Origin of the sequence: Streptomyces sp. NBC_00289 (assembly GCF_041435115.1) — a bacterium.
In the GTDB taxonomy this organism is placed as follows: domain Bacteria; phylum Actinomycetota; class Actinomycetes; order Streptomycetales; family Streptomycetaceae; genus Streptomyces.
On the sequence record NZ_CP108046.1, the window covers coordinates 8,357,941 to 8,378,396 of the forward strand.

Annotated in this window: 16 protein-coding genes; 10 read left to right on the forward strand and 6 right to left on the reverse strand. The window is 69.7% G+C overall.

Translation table 11 applies throughout. The features are described 5' to 3' along the window. Positions 1-29: 29 nt before the first annotated feature. Positions 30-2,915, forward strand: a complete 2,886-nt coding sequence (gene gcvP, locus OG985_RS37830; protein ID WP_371672876.1) for an aminomethyl-transferring glycine dehydrogenase — start codon at positions 30-32, stop codon at positions 2,913-2,915. 63 nt (positions 2,916-2,978) lie between these two features. Here the strand turns inward: gcvP and OG985_RS37835 are convergent, their stop codons facing one another. From OG985_RS37835 to OG985_RS37845, 3 genes are all read right to left on the reverse strand, one after another. Then, positions 2,979-3,407: a molybdopterin-binding protein gene (locus OG985_RS37835; protein WP_371672877.1), complete on the reverse strand. Its 429-nt coding sequence runs from the start codon at positions 3,405-3,407 to the stop codon at positions 2,979-2,981. Between the two features lie 120 nt (positions 3,408-3,527). Next, positions 3,528-3,926, reverse strand: a complete 399-nt coding sequence (locus tag OG985_RS37840; protein ID WP_371672878.1) for a molybdopterin-binding protein — start codon at positions 3,924-3,926, stop codon at positions 3,528-3,530. A 101-nt stretch (positions 3,927-4,027) separates the two neighbouring features. Beyond that, positions 4,028-5,980, reverse strand: coding sequence for an amino acid transporter (locus OG985_RS37845; RefSeq protein WP_371672879.1), 1,953 nt, complete (start codon positions 5,978-5,980; stop codon positions 4,028-4,030). A gap of 585 nt (positions 5,981-6,565) precedes the next feature. Here OG985_RS37845 and kdpF point away from each other — a divergent pair. From kdpF to OG985_RS37885, 8 genes are all read left to right on the forward strand, one after another. Continuing rightward, entirely contained in the window at positions 6,566-6,655 is a 90-nt protein-coding gene (gene kdpF, locus OG985_RS37850) for a K(+)-transporting ATPase subunit F (protein WP_009326374.1), read from the forward strand. 8 nt (positions 6,656-6,663) lie between these two features. Continuing rightward, positions 6,664-8,364 carry a potassium-transporting ATPase subunit KdpA gene (kdpA, locus tag OG985_RS37855; protein WP_371672880.1) on the forward strand — a complete coding sequence of 567 codons (1,701 nt, stop codon included), beginning with the start codon at positions 6,664-6,666 and terminating at the stop codon, positions 8,362-8,364. Next, positions 8,361-10,490, forward strand: a complete 2,130-nt coding sequence (gene kdpB / locus OG985_RS37860) for a potassium-transporting ATPase subunit KdpB (RefSeq protein ID WP_371672881.1) — start codon at positions 8,361-8,363, stop codon at positions 10,488-10,490. The genes kdpA and kdpB overlap by 4 nt, the downstream gene beginning before the upstream one ends. A 23-nt stretch (positions 10,491-10,513) precedes the next feature. Next, positions 10,514-11,182 carry a potassium-transporting ATPase subunit C gene (locus tag OG985_RS37865; RefSeq protein WP_371672882.1) on the forward strand — a complete coding sequence of 223 codons (669 nt, stop codon included), beginning with the start codon at positions 10,514-10,516 and terminating at the stop codon, positions 11,180-11,182. Between the two features lie 472 nt (positions 11,183-11,654). Further along, positions 11,655-12,947, forward strand: coding sequence for an extracellular solute-binding protein (locus tag OG985_RS37870; protein ID WP_371672883.1), 1,293 nt, complete (start codon positions 11,655-11,657; stop codon positions 12,945-12,947). A 6-nt stretch (positions 12,948-12,953) separates the two neighbouring features. Then, entirely contained in the window at positions 12,954-13,952 is a 999-nt protein-coding gene (locus OG985_RS37875; protein ID WP_371672884.1) for a carbohydrate ABC transporter permease, read from the forward strand. A gap of 32 nt (positions 13,953-13,984) precedes the next feature. Beyond that, positions 13,985-14,776 carry a carbohydrate ABC transporter permease gene (locus tag OG985_RS37880; RefSeq protein WP_371674608.1) on the forward strand — a complete coding sequence of 264 codons (792 nt, stop codon included), beginning with the start codon at positions 13,985-13,987 and terminating at the stop codon, positions 14,774-14,776. A gap of 56 nt (positions 14,777-14,832) precedes the next feature. After that, positions 14,833-15,918 carry an endo-1,4-beta-xylanase gene (locus tag OG985_RS37885; RefSeq protein ID WP_371672885.1) on the forward strand — a complete coding sequence of 362 codons (1,086 nt, stop codon included), beginning with the start codon at positions 14,833-14,835 and terminating at the stop codon, positions 15,916-15,918. On the opposite strand, the gene OG985_RS37890 is transcribed toward OG985_RS37885, so the two are convergent. The 3 genes from OG985_RS37890 to OG985_RS37900 form a co-directional block, all read right to left on the reverse strand. After that, complete coding sequence (locus OG985_RS37890) at positions 15,919-16,971, reverse strand: LacI family DNA-binding transcriptional regulator (protein WP_371672886.1); 1,053 nt, start codon at positions 16,969-16,971, stop codon at positions 15,919-15,921. It lies immediately after the preceding gene. 210 nt (positions 16,972-17,181) lie between these two features. Then, entirely contained in the window at positions 17,182-17,382 is a 201-nt protein-coding gene (locus OG985_RS37895) for a DUF5999 family protein (RefSeq protein WP_371672887.1), read from the reverse strand. 410 nt (positions 17,383-17,792) lie between these two features. Next, positions 17,793-18,377: a hypothetical protein gene (locus OG985_RS37900; protein ID WP_371672888.1), complete on the reverse strand. Its 585-nt coding sequence runs from the start codon at positions 18,375-18,377 to the stop codon at positions 17,793-17,795. Positions 18,378-18,933: 556 nt separating this feature from the next. Between OG985_RS37900 and OG985_RS37905 the strand changes: the two genes are divergently transcribed. After that, on the forward strand, positions 18,934-20,451 hold the full coding sequence (locus tag OG985_RS37905) for a glutamate--cysteine ligase (RefSeq protein WP_371672889.1): 1,518 nt from the start codon (positions 18,934-18,936) through the stop codon (positions 20,449-20,451). Positions 20,452-20,456 lie beyond the last annotated feature (5 nt).

A 20,456-nucleotide genomic window follows, 5' to 3' on the forward strand; every position in this document is an offset into this window, starting at 1 on the left:
AGGTCGCGTCAGACCAGGAGGCCTCCGCAATGACCGCCCATCGCGTTCCGCTTACCGAGCTCGAACAGGGAATCCCCTTCGAGCAGCGCCACATCGGCCCCGACCACGAGGCCCGGGCCAAGATGCTCGCGCAGGTGGGTTACGGCTCCCTCGACGAGCTCACGGCCGCCGCGGTCCCGGATGTGATCAAGAACGCCGACGCGCTGGACCTGCCGGGCGCCCGGACCGAGGCCGAGGTGCTGGCGGAGCTGCGTGAGCTGGCCGACCACAACCAGGTCCTGGCCCCGATGATCGGGCTCGGGTACCACGGGACCTTCACGCCGCCGGTGATCCTGCGCAACGTGATGGAGAACCCGGCCTGGTACACGGCCTACACGCCCTACCAGCCGGAGATCTCCCAGGGGCGGCTCGAGGCCCTGCTGAACTTCCAGACCATGGTCGCCGACCTGACCGGGCTGCCGACCTCCGGTGCCTCGCTGCTCGACGAGGGCACCGCGGCCGCCGAGGCGGTGGCGCTCTCACGGCGTATGGGCAAGAACAAGAAGGGCCTCTTCCTGGTCGACGCGGACGCGCTGCCGCAGACCATCGCCGTGATCGAGACCCGGGCCGAGCCGGCCGGCGTCGAGGTCGTCGTCGCGGACCTGAGCGAGGGCATCCCGGCCGAGATCGCCGGACGGGAGATCAACGGTGTGCTCCTGCAGTACCCGGGCGCCTCCGGTGCCGTACGCGACCTCAAGCCGGTCATCGACCAGGCGCACCAGCTCGGCGCGCTCGTCACCGTGGCCGCCGACCTGCTCGCGCTCACACTGCTGAAGTCGCCGGGTGAACTCGGCGCGGATATCGCGGTCGGGACGACCCAGCGCTTCGGTGTGCCGATGGGCTTCGGCGGGCCGCACGCCGGCTACATGGCGGTGCGCGAGACGTTCGCGCGCAGCCTGCCCGGCCGACTCGTGGGCGTCTCCGTGGACGCCGACGGCCACAGGGCCTACCGGCTCGCCCTGCAGACCCGTGAGCAGCACATCCGCCGTGAGAAGGCCACGAGCAACATCTGCACCGCCCAGGTGCTGCTCGCCGTGATGGCCGGAATGTACGCCGTCTACCACGGCCCGGACGGCCTCAAGGGCATCGCCCGGCGCACGCACCGCTACGCCGCGATCCTCGCCGCGGGGCTGGAGGCCGGTGGGGTCGAGCTCGTGCACGGCGCCTACTTCGACACCGTCACCGCCAAGGTCCCGGGCCGTGCCGCGGAGATCGTCACCGCCGCCCGCGAGCAGGGCGTCAACCTGCACCTCGTCGATGCCGACCACGTGTCGATCACCTGTGACGAGACCACCGCGCGGGCCCAGGTCGGCGCGGTGTGGAGCGCGTTCGCGGTCGAGGGTGACATCGAGGCGCTGGACGCGGCGACGGCGGAGGTCCTGCCGGACGCGCTGCTGCGCACCGACGACTACCTGACCCACCCGGTCTTCCACGAGCACCGCTCCGAGACGGCGATGCTCCGCTACCTGCGCCGGCTCGCCGACCGGGACTACGCGCTCGACCGCGGCATGATCCCGCTGGGCTCCTGCACCATGAAGCTCAACGCGACCACCGAGATGGAGCCCGTCACCTGGCCCGAGTTCGGCCAGCTGCACCCCTTCGCGCCCGCCGAGCAGGCTCAGGGCTACCTGACCCTCATCCGTGAGCTGGAGGAGCGTCTGGCCGAGGTCACCGGCTACGACAACGTGTCGCTCCAGCCCAACGCCGGTTCGCAGGGCGAGCTGGCGGGGCTGCTCGCCGTACGCGGATACCACCGTGCCAACGGCGACGAGCAGCGCACCGTCTGCCTCATCCCGTCCTCCGCGCACGGCACCAACGCCGCCAGTGCGGTCATGGCCGGCATGAAGGTCGTCGTCGTGAAGACCGCCGAGGACGGCGAGATCGACGTAGCGGACCTGCGGGCGAAGATCGAGCAGTACCGCGACGAGCTGTCGGTGCTGATGATCACGTACCCGTCGACGCACGGCGTCTTCGAGGAGCACGTCGCCGACATCTGCGCCCAGGTGCACGAGGCGGGCGGCCAGGTGTACGTCGACGGCGCCAACCTCAACGCGCTGGTGGGGCTGGCCAAGCCGGGGCACTTCGGCGGTGACGTCTCGCACCTCAACCTGCACAAGACGTTCTGCATCCCGCACGGCGGCGGCGGCCCGGGCGTCGGCCCGGTCGGTGTGCGCGCGCACCTGGCGCCGTACCTGCCGAACCACCCGATGCAGCCGGCCGCCGGCCCGGAGACCGGCGTCGGTCCCATCTCCGCCGCGCCCTGGGGCTCTGCGGGCATCCTGCCGATCTCGTGGGCGTACATCCGGCTCATGGGTGGCGAGGGGCTGAAGCGGGCCACGCAGGTGGCCGTGCTGAGCGCCAACTACATCGCCAAGCGGCTCGAGCCGCACTACCCGGTGCTCTACACCGGCCCCGGCGGCCTGGTCGCGCACGAGTGCATCATCGACCTGCGGCCGCTCACCAAGGCGACCGGCGTCAGCGTGGACGACGTGGCCAAGCGACTGATCGACTACGGCTTCCACGCGCCGACGATGTCGTTCCCGGTGGCCGGGACGCTGATGATCGAGCCGACCGAGTCCGAGGACCTGATCGAGCTCGACCGCTTCTGCGAGGCGATGATCGCCATCCGTGCGGAGATCGAGAAGGTCGGCGCGGGCGAGTGGCCCGCGGCCGACAACCCGTTGCGGAACGCCCCGCACACCGCCGCCGCGCTGGGCGGCGACTGGGAGCACGCGTACACCCGCGAGGAGGCCGTGTTCCCGGCCGGTGTCGCGGTGGCGGACAAGTACTGGCCGCCGGTGCGCCGGATCGACCAGGCCTTCGGCGACCGGAACCTGGTCTGCTCCTGCCCGCCGCTGGACGCGTACGAGGACTGAGCACGCGGCAGGTGAAGGGCGCTGCCCGGGCCGGTATGGCCCGGGCAGCGCCCTTCACCTCTCTCACCCGGTCGAGAGGGAGAGCTCGGTCGACTTGATCAGGGCGGCCACGGGCGTGCCGGCGGACAGACCGAGGTCGGTGACGGCGTCGGTGGTGATCGCGGCGGTCAGTTCACCGCCTTCGACCGTCACCTTCACGGAGGCCATGGCACCGCCGGTGACGATCTCCCGCACGGTGCCGGGCAGCCGGTTGCGGATCGAGAGGCCCTCGACGCGGCCGGTGGCCAGTGAGACCTCCGTCGACTTCACCAGAGCCAGTACGGCCGTGCCCGTGGCGAGGCCGAGTTCCTCGACCGCCTCGCGGGTGATCGCCGCGGTGAGGTCCTGCCCTCCGGCCAGGCCGACCCTGATGGTGGCCATGACCTCGCCGGCCGTGATGGCGGTGACGGTGCCGGGGAGCTGATTGCGAATGCTCAGGCTGCTCAGGCTCATGGTGTGCGCGCCTCGCTGACGGTGGGGGCGGTGCCCTGGAGGGTTTCGGGGAGGTCCCCACCGTAGTCGGAAAGGCGGCTTATGCCGGGTACGCATGGGTTTGCGTCGCCTCGGGATCGCTCAGACGCGGTCGATGTGTACGTTTGTCGACTTCACGCGGGCCGTGGCCTCCATCCCGACCTCCAGGCCCAGTTCCTCCACGGCCTCCCTGGTCAGCAGGGAGACCAGCCGGTGCGGGCCGGCCTGGATCTCGACCTGGGCCGCCACGTCACCGAGCTTGATCGCGGTCACGATGCCGGGGAAGGCGTTGCGCACGGAGGTGTGGGAGACGGCTTCCTCCTCGCCGCCCCCGGTCCTGGCCAGCTCGACCGAGAACGCGGCCAGGTCGTGGCCCTCGATGAGTCGCCGCCCGCCCTCGTCGCGATGGGTCGCCACCCGGCCCGCGTCCGCCCAGCGCCGAGCGGTGTCCGGGCTCACGCCGAGCAGCCGCGCCGCCTGGCCGATCGTGTAGGACTGCATGGCGATCACGATAGGGGCTGAACCCGGGTGTGAGGGGCGTGGGGGCGGCCGCAGGTGGCGTGCGGTGCGGTAGCGGATGTCGCCTCCGTGCGTGGGGTCGCTCAGGCGGTGTGGACACGGGGGCGGCGGCTGCGGTCCGGTTCCGCCTCGCGCAGGACCTCGCGGGTGACCGGGGCGACCTCGCCCTGGCCGAAGAGGAAGAAGCGCAGGAAGTTGGCGAACGGGTTGCCCTCGGTCCACTCGAAGTAGATGTGCGGGGTGCACCGGGTCGAGTCGCGGACGTGCAGGAGCAGGGCGGCCAGGGCGTTGGGGATGGAGGAGGACTCCAGGGTCAGGACGCGGTAGCGGTCGTGGAGGACCTCGCCGCGTACCGTCAGACCCGTTTCGAACTCGGACGGGTCGAGGACCGTGACCTCGGCGAAGACGAAGTCCTCGCCGGGGAGGTCGTGGTCCGCGCGGATCTGCTCGAGCTTCTCGCGGTACTCGGCCTTGTCGCGCTGGTCGGGTTCGTTGGCGATGAACCGTATCTTGCGGCTGGCCATGTCCCGGATGAAACGTTCCGCCATGGGGTCGAGCGTCACGCTCGTCACGCGGAGCTCGAAGGCCCGGGCCAGCCGGGACAGCAGGGAGACCAGGATGATGCCCGCGATGAAGCAGGCGCCGATCTTCACGCCGTCGGGGCGTTCGATGACGTTCACCACCGTCGTGTACAGGAACACCGCCGAGATGACCGCGAAGGCGATGGTCCAGTTGCGCTGACCGGCCTTGCGGGCGGCGATGGTCACCGCGATCGCGGCGGAGCTGATCAGCACCAGGACGCCGGTGGCGTAGGCGCCACCCTGCGCGTCGACGTCGGCGTCGAAGATCCACGTGACCAGGAAGGCGATCAGGGTGAAGACGATGACCATCGGGCGCACCGCGCGCGCCCAGTGCGGGGCCATGCCGTAGCGGGGCAGGTAGCGCGGCATCAGGTTCAGCAGGCCGGCCATCGCGGAGGCGCCGGCGAACCACAGGATGGCGATCGTCGAGACGTCGTAGACCGTGCCGAAGGCGCTGCCCAGGTAGTCGTGGGCGAGGAAGGCCAGCGCGCGGCCGTTCGCCTGGCCGCCCGGCTCGAAGTCCTTCTCCGGGATCAGGAGGGTGGTGATGAAGCTGGTGGCGATCAGGAAGCAGCTCATGATCAGGGCGGCCGTGGTGAGCAGCTTCTTCGTGTCCCGGATCCGGCCGGTCGGCTTCTCCTCGGTGTCGTCCGGGTCACCCTGGACGTGGGGCATGACGGCGACGCCGGTCTCGAAGCCGGAGAGGCCGAGCGCGAGCTTCGGGAAGACCAGCAGGGCCACGCCGACCATCGCGAAGACGTTTCCGTGTTCGGCGGTCAGGGCGGTGGACCAGTCGGTGACGACATGGCCCGCGGTGGCGACGTGCCACAGACCGACGATCACGACCACGACGTTGAGCGAGAGGTAGATGCCCACCAGCACCACCGCGACGCCGATCGCCTCCAGGAAGCCCTTGAGGAACACCGCGCCGAGCAGCGCCACGAAGACGAGCGTGATCAGCATCTGCTTGTCGTGCAGCGCGCTGGTCAGGTGAGGGTTCTCGATCAGGTGGGTCGAGGCGTCGGCGGCCGAGAGGGTGATGGTGATCAGGAAGTCGGTGGCGGCGAAGCCGAGCAGGGTCAGTACGAAGAGCTTGCCCTGCCAGAAGGACAGCAGCCGTTCGAGCATCGCGATCGAGCCCTCGCCGCGGGGGCTCTCCTCGGCCACCCGCCGATACACGGGCAACGCGCCCGCCAGGGTGACGATCACCAGCACGATGGTCGCGACCGGCGACAGCAGCCCGGCCGCGAGGGCCGCGATGCCGGGCTGGTAGCCCAGGGTCGAGAAGTAGTCGACGCCGGTCAGGCACATCACCCGCCACCAGCGCTGACCCTTGTGCGGGGGCTCCGGCCGGGCGTGCGGTCCCTGGTGGCCGCCGCCCTTGCCCATGTCGGACAGGCCCTCCAGCATCCACGAGCGCAGGCGGCTGGGCGGGGGAGGCTCGGTGGTGGCCATCGGACGGGCTCCTGGGGTGCGGCTCAGCGTGCGTTTCCGGCCATCCACGGACGGCGGGATCAGCGTAAGCGGAGAGTGATGTGAGGGCCCGCGGATGCGAGGGCTGCCGGCGTCAATCTTCCGTTAAGACTGGCCCGCGCCGCTGGTGGCGGTACGTCACGGAGTGCGCCGCAGGGCCCGGTGGGTGCCTGGGCACATGGTGAGAACAGGCCGAACGGGCCCGGTGCGGGCACCCAGCGTCACGTCGTACGTGGTCGTCCCGGCGGCGGCTGTTTCCGGTCGGTCCCCTTTCCGGATCAGGCGCGGCCGCGTCGCTCCTGGGCCGACGCGGTGAGCAGCCGACCGTGGCCGCGGCTCTTCCTCCGGCGCGATCCCGAAGGCCGTCAGGGTCGCGTCAAAGGCGCGTGAGCTGCCGTAAGGGACGCGTCAAGGGCGGTCGCATCCGGTCGCAGAAGCGGTTGTCTCGAAGCGTCCGATCCATCCGCACCCATGTCAGGAGTTCACGATGGCCGATCTGGCCTTCGTCGTCACCACGATCGCGGTCTTCGCGCTGGTGGCCCTCGTCGCCAAGGGGGTGACGAAGCTGTGACCGCCGAGAACGTGGTGGGTCTGGTCGTGGCCGTCGCCCTGCTGGGCTATCTCGTCCTCGCCCTGATCTTCCCGGAGAGGTTCTGAGCAGCCACATGGGTCCCGTACTCGCCGGTGTGCTCCAGTTGTCGGCGCTCATGGCCGCACTGGCGCTCGCCTACATACCGCTCGGCAACTACATGGCCAAGGTCTACTCGTCCGACCGGCACTGGCGTGTCGAGAAGTGGATCTACAAGGGCATCGGTGCCAACCCGGACGCGGAGATGCGCTGGCCCTCCTACCTGCGCGGGGTTCTCGCCTTCTCCGCCGTCGGCGTCCTGTTCCTGTATCTGCTCCAGCGGCTTCAGGGCGTCCTGCCCGGCTCGCTCGGGTTCCGGTCGATCGACCCGGACCAGGCGTTCAACACCGCCGCGTCCTTCGTCACGAACACCAACTGGCAGTCCTACTACGGCGAGCAGGCCATGGGGCCCGTCGTGCAGACCGCCGGTCTGGCCGTGCAGAATTTCGTGTCCGCGGCCGTCGGTATCGCCGTCGCCGTCGCCCTCGTGCGCGGTTTCGCCCTCCCCCACTCCCGGCTTCGCTCGAACGGGGGGACCTCGGTCCGCACCGGTGAGCTCGGCAACTTCTGGACGGACATGGTGCGTGGGGTGACCCGCATCCTGCTGCCGGGCGCGCTGATCGCCGCGATCGTCCTGGTCGCCTGCGGAGCGATCCAGAACTTCTCCGGGATACACGAGGTCGGCCAGTTCATGGGCGGCCACCAGCAGTGGAACGGGGGCGCGGTCGCCTCCCAGGAGGCCGTCAAGGAGCTGGGGACCAACGGTGGCGGGTACTTCAACGCCAACTCGGCCCACCCGTTCGAGAACCCGACCCCCTTCACCAATCTCTTCGAGATCTTTCTGCTGCTGGTGATCCCGTTCGCGCTGACCCGCACGTTCGGCGTCATGGTCGGCTCCGTCCGGCAGGGTTACGCGATCCTCGCCGCCATGGCCGCCATCTGGGTCGGCTTCGTCGCCCTGATGATGTGGACCGAGTTCACCCACCACGGCCCGGCCTTCGAGATCGCCGGTGGGGCGATGGAGGGCAAGGAGACCCGGTTCGGCGTCGGCTCCTCGTCGATCTTCGCGGTGTCCACGACCCTCACCTCGACGGGCGCGGTGGACTCCTTCCACTCCTCGTTCACCGGCCTCGGCGGCGGGATCACCATGCTCGGCATGATGCTGGGCGAGATCGCACCCGGCGGTACCGGTTCCGGCCTCTACGGCATGCTGATCATGGCGGTGATCGCGGTGTTCATCGCCGGTCTGATGGTCGGCCGTACGCCGGAGTACCTGGGCAGGAAGATCGGCATCCGCGAGATCAAGCCGGCCGCCTGCTACATCCTCGTCACCCCCGCGCTCGCCCTGGTCTTCACCGCCTTCGCGATGGCCCTCCCGACCCCGGCCCACTCGATGACCAACAGCGGGGCGCACGGGTTCTCCGAGATCCTCTACGCCTACACATCGGGCGCCAACAACAACGGCTCGGCCTTCGCCGGTCTGAACGCGGACACCCACTGGTTCAACACCACGATCGGTCTCGTGATGATCCTCGGCCGGTTCCTGCCGATGGTGTTCGTCCTGGCGCTGGCCGGCTCGCTCGCCGAGCAGAAGCCCGTCCCGGTCACCGCGGGCACCCTGCGCACCGAAAAGCCGTTGTTCACCGGCCTGTTGGTGGGCGCGATCCTGATCATCACCGGGTTGACCTACTTTCCGGCCCTCGCTCTGGGCCCGCTCGCCGAGGGGCTGGCGTCATGACGACCGACGTAACGAAGCACGAGGACTCCGTGTCCCCAGCCACCCCGGCCCGGGCCCCGCACGGCGAGGTGCCGAGCGGCCACACGTCCTCCGAGGCGCGTGTCGGCGCCGGTCTCTTCGACCCGGGGCAGCTGCTCAGGTCGTTGCCGGACGCCTTCCGCAAGCTCGACCCGCGCATGCTGGTCAGGTCGCCCGTGATGTTCGTGGTGTGGATCGGCTCGGTCCTGACCACCGTCTTCTCGTTCAAGGACCCCGGGGACTGGTTCGGCTGGGCGATCAGCGCCTGGTTGTGGCTGACGGTGCTGTTCGCGAACCTGGCGGAGGCGGTCGCCGAGGGGCGGGGCAGGGCGCAGGCCGACACACTGCGCAGGGCCAAGACCGACACGGTGGCCAGGCGGCTCACCGGCGACGGGGAGGAGCGCGTGCCCGGTACGGAGCTGCGCATCGGCGACCGGGTGGTGTGCGAGGCGGGCGACCTGATTCCCGGTGACGGCGACGTCGTCGAGGGCGTCGCGAGCGTCGACGAGTCGGCGATCACGGGGGAGTCGGCTCCGGTCATCCGTGAGTCGGGCGGCGACCGGAGTGCCGTCACCGGCGGTACGAAGGTGCTGTCCGACCGCATCGTCATCACGATCACGACGAAGCCGGGCGAGACCTTCATCGACCGGATGATCAACCTGGTCGAGGGCGCGGCCCGGCAGAAGACGCCGAACGAGATCGCGCTGAACATCCTGTTGGCGTCCCTCACCATCGTCTTCCTGCTCGCGGTGGCGACCCTGCCGCCGTTCGCGGACTACGCGGGCACACAGCTGACGATGGTCGTCCTGGTCGCGCTGCTGGTCTGTCTGATCCCGACCACCATCGGCGCGCTGCTCTCCGCGATCGGCATCGCCGGCATGGACCGGCTGGTGCAGCGCAATGTGCTCGCCATGTCCGGAAGGGCTGTCGAGGCCGCGGGCGATGTGTCGACGCTGTTGCTGGACAAGACCGGCACCATCACGCTCGGCAACCGGCAGGCGGCCCGGTTCGTGCCCGTCAGCGGTGCCACCGAGGCCGAGGTCGCGGACGCGGCCCGGTTGTCGTCGCTGGCCGATGAGACGCCCGAGGGCCGCTCCATCGTCGTCCTCGCGAAGGAGAGGTACGGACTGCGCGAGCGGCACCAGGCCGAACTGGCCGGCGCGGAGTGGATCGCCTTCACCGCCCGGACCCGGATGTCGGGCGTGGACGTCGACGGGCGCCGGGTCCGCAAGGGCGCGGCCGGTTCGGTCATCGCCTGGGTTCGCGAACAGGGCGGGGAGGTCGCGGACGACGCGCGGGAGTCGGCCGACAGGATCTCCGGGGAGGGTGGTACGCCGCTGCTGGTGGCGGTCCAGGACGCCGAAGGCGCCCGCGTCCTGGGCGTCGTCCACCTCAAGGACGTCGTCAAGCAGGGCATGCGGGAGCGGTTCGAGGAGCTGCGGCGCATGGGCATCAGGACGGTCATGATCACCGGCGACAACCCGCTGACGGCGAAGGCGATCGCGGAGGAGGCCGGCGTCGACGACTTCCTCGCGGAGGCCACGCCCGAGGACAAGATGGCTCTCATCAAGCGGGAGCAGGCCGGCGGCAAGCTGGTCGCGATGACGGGGGACGGGACGAACGACGCACCGGCCCTGGCACAGGCCGACGTCGGCGTCGCGATGAGCACCGGTACGTCGGCCGCCAAGGAGGCCGGCAACATGGTCGACCTCGACTCCGACCCGACGAAGCTGATCGAGATCGTCGAGATCGGCAAGCAACTGCTCATCACCCGGGGCGCGTTGACCACGTTCTCCATCGCCAACGACGTCGCGAAGTACTTCGCGATCATCCCGGCGCTGTTCGCGGCCGTCTACCCGGGGCTGGGCAAGCTCAACATCATGGGGCTGTCCTCACCGGATTCCGCGCTCCTGTCCGCGGTGATCTTCAACGCGCTGATCATCATCGCGCTGGTGCCGCTCGCGCTGCGCGGGGCCCGGTACCGGCCGGTGAGCGCCGACAGAATGCTCCGTCGCAACCTGACGATCTACGGCCTGGGCGGGCTGGTCGCCCCCTTCGTCGGTATCAAGATCATCGACCTGGTCATCTCCCTCATCCCCGGGCTGTAACTCCTGAAAGCGTGCTGATCGCCATGAACAACGCGGTTGCGAACACCGCCCGGCTGCTCGGGGCGGGCCTGCGTGCCCTCCTCGTCCTGACGCTGGTGACGGGCGTCATCTACCCGCTGCTCGTCACCGGCATCGCCCAGGGCCTGTTCCACGACAAAGCGAACGGCTCCGAGATCACGGCGGACGGCAAGGTCGTCGGGTCCTCGCTGATCGGGCAGTCGTACAACCTGCCGCTGAAGAAGGGAGAGAAGACTCCCGAAGCCGACCTGAAGTGGTTCCAGGGCCGTCCGCAGAACGGCCTGGGCACCAACAGCGTCAACACCCGCTACAAGCTGATCCTGTCCGGCGCGACCAACCGCTCCGGTGACAACAAGGACCTGGTCGCCTGGGTGAAGGCCGCGAAGGCCGCCGTCGTCAAGGACAACTCGGTGGCCGGTCACCCGGTCGAGCCGTCCCGGGTACCCGCCGACGCCGTCACCTCCTCCGGTTCGGGTCTGGACCCGGACATCTCCCCGCGGTACGCCGACCTCCAGGTCCACCGTGTCGCCGCGCGCAACCACCTGCCCGTCACCGTCGTCCGGAACCTCGTCGACGAGCACACCGACGGCCGCACCCTGGGCTTCATCGGCGAACCCCGCGTGAACGTCCTGGAGCTCAACATCGCACTGAAGGACCTCGTGACGAAGAGCTGACGACCTCACACGACCCCGCGGGGGTCGACGGGACCGGGACTTCTCCGGGCCCCGTCGGCCCCCGCTCCGATGTGGCCGCGACGTCTTGCCCCGGCCTCTCCGGTTCCCTACAGTGCGCGGCCCCAACGTTCGTCGGATCACCCGAATGTTTCGCCCGGCATCAGGAGGGGCTGGCACGCATGCGGACGTACGGTGACCCCGTCATCGGGGGTTCGCGCTCATGCCTCAGTGCGTGCCGGGTCTTTCCGGAACGCGTCGGAAACTCTCGGCCCGCTCCCCGTTTGGGGCGTGTCGGCGTGAACGGGCGCGGTCACCGCGCACGTTGGCCGCAGATTCCCCACGTACAAGGGGTTGCCACCGTTTGGGCGCTGTCTCTAGGGTGCGGCAACAGCGAAGCTTTCTGAATCATCTTCGAAACTTTCGGTCGACAGGGCGGACGCACGCGCGCCGTCCCGTACCCAAGGAGCGCACAATGGGTGACCCGGCACTGTCCCGCCGCGGCTTCCTGGCGGCCTCGGCCGCTGCCGGTCTGGGGATGACGGCACTGAGCGGATGTGGCGGCGACTCGGACGGAGGGTCGTCGGGGACGACCACCATCGAGTGGTGGAACATCTCGACCACTCAGCCGACCAAGGACGTCTGGGCCGGCCTGGCCAAGAAGTTCGAGGCCGAGAACCCCAAGGTCAAGATAAAGATCGTGCAACTGGAGAACGACGCCTACAAGTCGAAGATGACGGCGCTCATCGCCTCCGGCAAGCTGCCGGACGTCTTCCACACCTGGGGCGGCGGCGTCCTCCAGCAGCAGGTCGACGCGGGGCTCGTGGAGGACCTCACGGAGGGCACCAAGCCCTGGGCCGACGGCCTCCTGCCGGTCGCCAAGCAGCCGTACCTCCTCGACGAGAAGGTGTACGGCATCCCGTTCGACATCGGCATGATCGGGTTCTGGTACAACAAGGCGCTCTTCAAGCAGGCGGGCGTGAGCGCGCCCCCGACCACCTGGAGCGGCTTCCTCGACGTCGTACGCAAGCTGAAGTCCGCCGGCATCACGCCCCTCGCCCTGGCCGGCAAGGAGAAGTGGCCCGGCATGTACTACTGGGCCTACCTCGCGATGCGCACCGCCGGCGTCGACGCCCTGCGGAAGGCCGACGAGGACAAGGACTTCACGGGCGCCGGGTTCGTCCAGGCCGGACAGCACCTCAAGGACCTCGTCGCGCTCAAGCCGTTCCAGAAGGGGTTCCTGGGCGCCGCCTACTCCACCCCCACCGGCCAGGCCGCCGCGGTCGGCAACGCAAAGGCGGCGATGGAGCTCATGGGCCAGTGGGCCCCCGTCGTCGAGGCGGACGCGGGCAAGGGACTCGGCGACGACCTCGGGTTCTTCCCGTTCCCGGCGGTCGAGGGCGGCAGGGGATCGATCACCGAGGTGTTCGGCGGAGGCGGCGGGCACGCCGTGCGCAAGGGCGCCCCGCAGGCGGCCCTCGACTTCCTGAAGTTCTTCGCCTCGCAGGCGACGGACCTCGAACTCGTCAAGAAGACCGGCGTGCTCCCGGTCGTCCCGGCCGCCGAGAGCGCCATCACCGACCCCAACATCCAGGCCGTACAGACACAGTTGAAGGCCGCCACCGGATTCCAGCTGTACCTCGACCAGGCCTACGCCCCAGCCGTCGGCCAGGAGATCAACGACAGTGTCGCCGGGCTGATCGCCGGCTCCAAGTCCCCCCAACAGGTCACCGAGTCGGTCACGAAGACCGCGAAGGAAGAGCAGTAACCGGCGATGACCTCCACGTTCCTTCCGGACAAGCGGAGCGGCCCCGACGTCGCCCTCCCGCCCCCGACCGCCGACGCGGCGCGGGGGCGGGCGCGCCGGCGCCGGCTCCACTGGCTCACCGCGGTCGGCTTCCAGCTGCCCGCCCTGGTGCTGTTCATCGTCCTGGTGCTGCTGCCGATCCTGTTCGCGCTGTACGCCGCCTTCTTCCGCTGGGGCGGCTTCGGCATGCCCTCCGACTACACGGGCACCGACAACTTCACCCGGCTCTTCCAGGACCCGGTCTTCCTCGGCGACCTGTGGCGCTGCCTGGTCCTGGTCGGCCTGTCCCTCGCCCTGCAACTGCCCTTCGCGCTCGCCATGGGCGTGCTGCTCAACCAGCGGCTGCGCGGCCGGGCCGCGTACCGGATGCTGTTCTTCGCGCCGTACGTGCTGTCCGAGGCGATCACGGGTGTGCTGTTCAGCATGGTCTTCGCGCCGGACGACGGTCTCGCCGACCACATCCTCGGCGGCATCGGACTGGGCGGTGTGGGCGGGGAGTGGTTCGCCGACCCCTCCTCCGTCATGGCGACCCTGTTCCTGGTCATGACCTGGAAGTACTTCGGCTTCCACATGATGCTCTACCTCGCCGGACTCCAGTCCATCCCGGCCGAGTTGACCGAGGCGGCGCTGATCGACGGCGCCGGACCCTGGCAGCGCTTCCGCAACGTCACCCTGCCGCTGCTCGCGCCCACCCTGCGCATCAGCGTCTTCCTGTCCGTCATCGGGTCGATCCAGCTGTTCGACCTGGTCTGGGTGGTCACCCAGGGCGGCCCCGACCACCACTCCGAGACGATGGCCGTGACCATGTTCCAGTACGGCTTCAAGCGCTACCAGGTCGGCTATGCCAGCGCGATCAGCGTGGTCATGTTCGGCATCTGCCTCGTCTTCGCCCTCACGTACCAGCGGTTCGTGCTCCGCCGCGACCTCGAAGGGGCCACCACGACGATGAGGGGAGACGGCACGTGACCCGGAAGACCGTACGAAGCCTGCCGCTGCACATGATCCTCGTCCTGGTGGGCGCGGTGATGGTCCTGCCCCTGGCGTACGCCGTCCTGTCCGGCTTCAAGTCCACCGACGAGCTCTCCACCAACCCCTTCGGCCTGCCCGAGCACTGGCTGACCGGCAACTACACCCAGATCCTCGGCTCGGGCGACTTCTGGAAGCTGCTCGGCAACAGCACGCTGATCGCGGTGGCGACGACCGTGCTCGTGGTCGCCGTGTCCGCGCTCGCGGCCTTCTCCTTCGCCCGGTTCGCGTTCCGCGGACGGGAGGTGCTGTTCACCGTCTTCACGACAGGGCTGATGTTCCCGTTCGCGGTGGCGGCCCTGCCGCTGTTCCTGCTGCTGCGCTCCCTGGGCCTGCTCGACAACCCGCTGGGCGTGATCCTCCCGCAGGCCGCCTTCGGGCTGCCGATGACGATCATCATCCTGCGCGGGTTCTTCCGGCAGATCCCCGGCGAACTGGAGGAGGCGGCCACGCTCGACGGCTGCAGCCCCTTCGGGTTCTTCTGGCGGGTGCTGCTGCCCATGGCGCGGCCCGCCCTCGGCACCGTCTCCGTGCTCGCCGTCGTCACCAGCTGGAACAACTTCTTCCTGCCGCTGCTGGTGTTCACCGACAACACCTGGTGGACGCTCCCCATCGGCGTCCAGCAGTTCCAGGGCCAGTACTCGGCGGAGTACGCCCGTGTCTTCGCCTACCTCGTCCTGGCCATGGTCCCCGCCCTGGCCTTCTACTCGGTCGCCGAGCGCCAGCTCATCGGCGGCCTCACCGCCGGCGCCACGAAGGGATGACAGGCGCCGGCCGGCGTACGGCTCACCCACACCACCGCACCGTGAGGAGTCGCACCATGCACGTCACCACCCGCACAGGCACCCGTTCCCGCACCCGGCTCAGACTCGCCGGCGCACTCGCCGCCGCCCTGGTCGCCGTCGGCGTCGCCGCCGGCCCGGCGGCCCAGGCCGGCGAGGGCCACGGAAAGCCGGCCACCCTCGCCGACCTCGCCGAACGCCACGGCCGGTACTTCGGCAGCGCCACCGACAACCCCGAACTCACCGACAGCGCGTACACGGCGCTGCTCGGCAGCGAGTTCGACATGATCACCCCGGGCAACGGGATGAAGTGGTACGCCACCGAGCCCCGACAGGGCGTCTTCGACTGGTCGCAGGGCGACGAGATCGTGAACCTCGCCCGGAAGAACCACCAGCGGGTCCGCGCCCACACCCTGGTCTGGCACAGCCAGCTGCCCGGCTGGCTCACCGACCGCGAGTGGACGGCGGGCGAGTTGCGGGCCGTCTTGAAGAAGCACATCTTCGCGGAGGCCCGCCACTACCGGGGCAAGGTCTACTCCTGGGACGTCGTCAACGAGGCGTTCAACGAGGACGGCACCTACCGGGACACCGTCTTCTACCGGACGCTCGGCCCGGACTACATCGCCGACGCGCTGCGCTGGGCCCACCAGGCCGACCCGCACGCCAAGCTGTACCTCAACGACTACAACATCGAGGCCGTCGGCCCGAAGAGCGACGCCTACTTCGCGCTGGCCAAGGACCTGAAGGCGCGGGGTGTCCCGCTCGACGGCATCGGCCTGCAGGCTCACCTCGCCCTCCAGTACGGCTATCCGACCACCCTGGAGGACAACCTCCGGCGCTTCTCCCGGCTCGGCCTCGACACCGCGCTCACCGAGGTCGACGTGCGGATGCTGCTGCCCGCGGACGAGGCGAAGCTCGCCACCCAGGCGCAGTGGTACGCCGACATGACGAAGGCGTGCCTCGCGGTGCGGCGGTGCGTGGGCATCACGGTGTGGGACTACACCGACAAGTACTCGTGGATCCCGGCGTTCTTCCCCGGCCAGGGCGCGGCCCTTCCGTGGGACGAGCAACTGGCCCCGAAGCCGGCGTACTTCGCGATCCAGGAGGCCCTGGGCGGCAGGTAGTCAGCCGTGCCGGGCCGGGGGCGCGGTGCTGGCCCGCACCACCAGTTCCGTGCCCAGCTCCACCCGCGGCGAGTCCGGCTGCTCGCCGCGGGTCAGGCGCAACACCGTACGGGCGGCGAGTTTGCCCATCTCGGCGAGGGGCTGACGGACCGTCGTGAGGGGCGGCGCCGACCAGCGGACTTCCGGAAGGTCGTCGAAGCCGACCACGCTCATGTCCTCCGGCACCCTGAGTCCGCGCCGCCGCAGCGCCTCGATCGCGCCCAGTGCCATCTGGTCACTGGCCGCGAACACGGCGGTCGGCGGCTCGGGCAGGTCGAGAAGGGCGTTGCAGCCGGCGAAACCGGACTCGGGGCGGAAGTCCCCGGGCACGACGAGGGTCTCGTCGACGGCGAGACCGGCGTTCTCCAGGGCCGCGCGGTAGCCGTCGAAGCGGGCCCGTGAGCACAGCAGCCGGGGCGGCCCGGCGATCAGGCCGATCCTGCGGTGGCCCAGGGACAGCAGGTGCCCGGTGGCCGCGAGACCGCCGGACCAGTTGGCCGCTCCGACGGTGGGTGCGTCGATGGCGGGGGAGCCCGCCGGGTCGACCACCACCAGGGGGACGCCGAGGGCGCGCAGTTCCTCGTGCAGGACCGGCTCCAGGGCGGAGGTGACCAGGACGACCCCGCCGGAGGCACGGGCACGCAGGTTGCGCATCCACTCCCGGGCGTCGCCCGAACGTCCGTGCAGCGCCGATACCACGGTGCCGACGCCGGCCGTGTGGGCGACCTCCTCCACGCCCCGGATGATCTCCACCGCCCAGGGGCTGTCGAGGTCGTTGAAGACCAGGTCGATCAGGGCGGCACGGGTGCCGGAGGCGGCGACGCGTTTGCGGTGGCCGTGCTGTCGCAGCAGGTCCTCGACGCGGGCCCGGGTCTGCGGCGACACGTCCGACCGGCCGTTGACGACCCGGGAGACGGTCGGCACCGACACCCCGGCCCGACGGGCGATCTCCGTGATCGTGATCCTGCCCCGGGCCCCGGGTGCCGGTTCGGCCTCGGCCTCGCGTGCTGCCACTACCCACCTCCGTCGACGTGCCCTGCGAAACTTCCAGAAGTCTTCCGGGAAACGGGTGGCTGTGGGAAGGGCCCACGCCCGCTCCGGGCATCTCACACGGAGGACTACACGCAGTGACGGTGCCGGAACGTGTGTCGGGGCCGGCGCGCAGTCGGTCGCTGCGATCCGGCCCCTCAGGTCTCCGGGCGGTCGGTGGACCGCCCGGCCCGCTCAGGCGGCTGTCATCACGGCGCCCATCGGGCGGTGCGGCGCGATGATGCGGCCGTCGGGCAGGAGCTCACCGGTGTCCTCGAAGAGCAGAACGCCGTTGCACAGCAGGCTCCATCCCTGCTCCGGGTGGTGCGCCGTGAGGCGCGCGGATTCCCGGTCGGCGGAGCCGGCTGTCGGACACGGTGGCTGGTGCTGGCACATGGATGGGATCTTTCGCTCTGTCGTGAAGTGTGAGATGGCTGTGGTGTCTGTCGTGCGGCGTGAAGCGTTGTTCATGGCCGCCCCCCGTTGTGTTTAGTCCTTCCGGACCCAGTGTTGCCCCATGGACGTCAATCCGCAGGTATTTCGCAGCACCTCTTCTCACAGGTTGATGACGCGACACCCGCATTGATGGTTCATTGCGACCGGACTGTCACTCCCGGTGGTGTTCGGGGGCCGAACAGGGCTGGTCGGCACAGTCCAGGGCCTTATCGGCTCGGACGAGCTATTCAATGCTCGTACGAGCAGAAGGGAGTTCGGTACGTCAGGCGGATTCACGTGTGCGCACAGCGTCGTACCCCGCCGGCCGGAATTCCGGAGCGGGGTACGAGAGGCCGTCGCGCGGTGAAGTGTCAGGCGGGGGACGAGAGCAGTGGCGCCGGAGTCACCCGGTGGGTCAGGACCGGGAGCAGGTCGGCCACCCGGTGCGGACGGTGGGCGGCGATGCCTGGCGGTGCCGGTGCCAGCGGGATCAGCAGGTCGGTGTCGGCGGGGTGGCCGGTGGCGCCGTCCGCGGTGTGGTCGCCGTGCAACCAGAGGGTGAGCATGTACAGGCCGGGGACCGACAGCAGGCGGGGCTGGTAGTGCTGCTGCACGGTCTCCGCCTGGCGCAGCGCGAGTTCGGTGGAGGCGATGTACGGACCCTCGAAGAAGCGTGAGAACGCCCAGCCGTCAGGGGTCAGCATGGTCTCGGCCGCGGCCACCGCACGGTCCCCGCAGCGGATCAGGAAACGCCACCCGGCCAGCCGGGTCGCCGGCACTCCCGCCGGGGTGATCTGCTCCAGCACGTGTACCGGTAGAGGCAGTTCGGGTGTGGTGGGCCCCTGAGCGCGCAGCAAGGAGGGAGTTCGGGCCTCGCGGACCGCGGTGGGGGAGGCCAGCGCGGTGAGGACGGAGCGAAGGGCGGGCGCGGGGGCCGGAGGGACATGCAGCGGCATGGTGGGTCGCCTCTCATTCGGCAGGCACAAGGGCGCGAGGGCGGGGGCGGACGGCGCTGTCAGCACACGGGGACAGAGAGACGGGTGCCCTGGTCGGTATACGCGTGGTGTGAGTGTGCCCTGCCGTGTGGCGCGTCATCAGGACGGCAGGACAAGGACCGCGGGCGCCGGCCTTCTGCCTTGTTCGCGGAGTTTATACGACATATGTTCACGCAGTGTTTCGGCTAGCTGTTTCCGCTGCGTGAAGCAAGGGTCTATTCGGTCGGCGATCCGCGGGAATCATCCCGTTTCCCGGACGGCGGTACGCCGTTGACCTCGGGGAATGCCGGGCAGGCGGTCGGCCCATTCTCGTCGGCGTTTTTCACGAGTCATCCGGAGTGCCCGAAACTGCGTTCTGCCGCATGCCCGGTGAATGTGCCGCCGGTCACCTCCGACAGACTACCGGGCACCGGAGCGGCCTGGGACGTTATCGATCGCTTTCGCGGGGCATCATCCCACGTGACCCGCACACCGGCGGCCGGATCCTCGGCCCGCCCGCACCAAGGAGGACCCTTCGATGGGCGAGAAGGTCGTGGCAGGGCCGTTCGACCTGTCCGATCGCCAGCGCTACCGCGACAAGCTCCGGCACAACCTGACGGGGCTGGAGCGACTCCTGGCCGAGAAGCGGTTCGATCGCCCACAGAACCTCATGGGGCTGGAGATCGAATTGAATCTCACGGGCGAAGACGGCATGCCGAAAATGCTCAACGGGCAGGTTCTGGAACGCATCGCAAGTCGAGATTTCCAAACAGAACTCGCCATGTTCAACCTGGAAGTCAACATAGCCCCACATCGATTGGGGGGCCGTGTATTCGACCAACTAGCCGAGGAACTCCGAACCTCTCTGGCATATGCCGACCGGAAGGCGGGGGAAGTCGACGCGGGAATCGTGATGATCGGCATCCTGCCGACCCTCGACCGTGACGACCTGGTGTCCTCCAACCTCTCCGACGTCGACCGCTACGCCCTGCTCAACGAACAGATCGTGGCCGCCAGGGGCGAGGACTTCGTGCTCGACATCGACGGTGTGGAGCACCTCACCTGCACCTCGAAGTCCATCGCGCCGGAGGCCGCCTGCACCTCCGTGCAGCTGCACCTGCAGGTCACGCCCGGCCGCTTCGCCGCCGTCTGGAACGCCGCACAGGCCGTCGCCGCCGCCCAGGTCGCCGTCGGCGCCAACTCCCCCTTCCTGTTCGGCCGGGAACTGTGGCGCGAGTCGAGGCCCCCGCTGTTCCAGCAGTCCACCGACACCCGGCCGCCCGAGCTCCAGGCCCAGGGCGTACGGCCGCGCACCTGGTTCGGAGAGCGGTGGATCACCTCGGCGTACGACCTGTTCGAGGAGAACCTCCGCTACTTCCCGGCCCTCCTGCCGATCTGTGACGACGAGGACCCGCTCGCGGTGCTGGACGGCGGCGGTGTCCCGAATCTCTCCGAACTCGTCCTGCACAACGGCACCATCTACCGCTGGAACCGACCCGTCTACGGCATCGCGGACGGCGTCCCCCACCTGCGCGTCGAGAACCGCGTGCTGCCCGCCGGCCCCACCATCACCGACGTCATCGCCAACGCGGCCTTCTACTACGGCCTCGTCCGTGCCCTCGCCGAGGAGTCGCGCCCGGTGTGGAGCAGGCTGCCGTTCGAGGCCGCCGCGGCCAACTTCGACGAAGCGTGCCGGCACGGCATCGACGCCCGACTGACCTGGCCCCGGCGCGGCCGGTACGGCGGCACGGCCGAGTACGACGCCGTCAGCCTCGTACGCGACGAACTGCTGCCGCTGGCCGCGGCCGGTCTCGACGCGTGGGGGGTCGAGCCCGCCGACCGTGACCTGTACCTCGGCGTGATCGAGGAGCGTTGCCGGCGCCGGACCAACGGGGCGACCTGGCAGGCGGCGACGTTCCACCGGGCGCTGGAGGGGGGCCTGTCGCGGGACGAGGCGCTGGCCGCCACGACACGGCGCTATCGCGAGCTGATGCATGTGGGGGAGCCCGTGCACACCTGGCCCGTGGGGCTGCGGGAGCCGGCGCCGCTGGGGTGAACCGC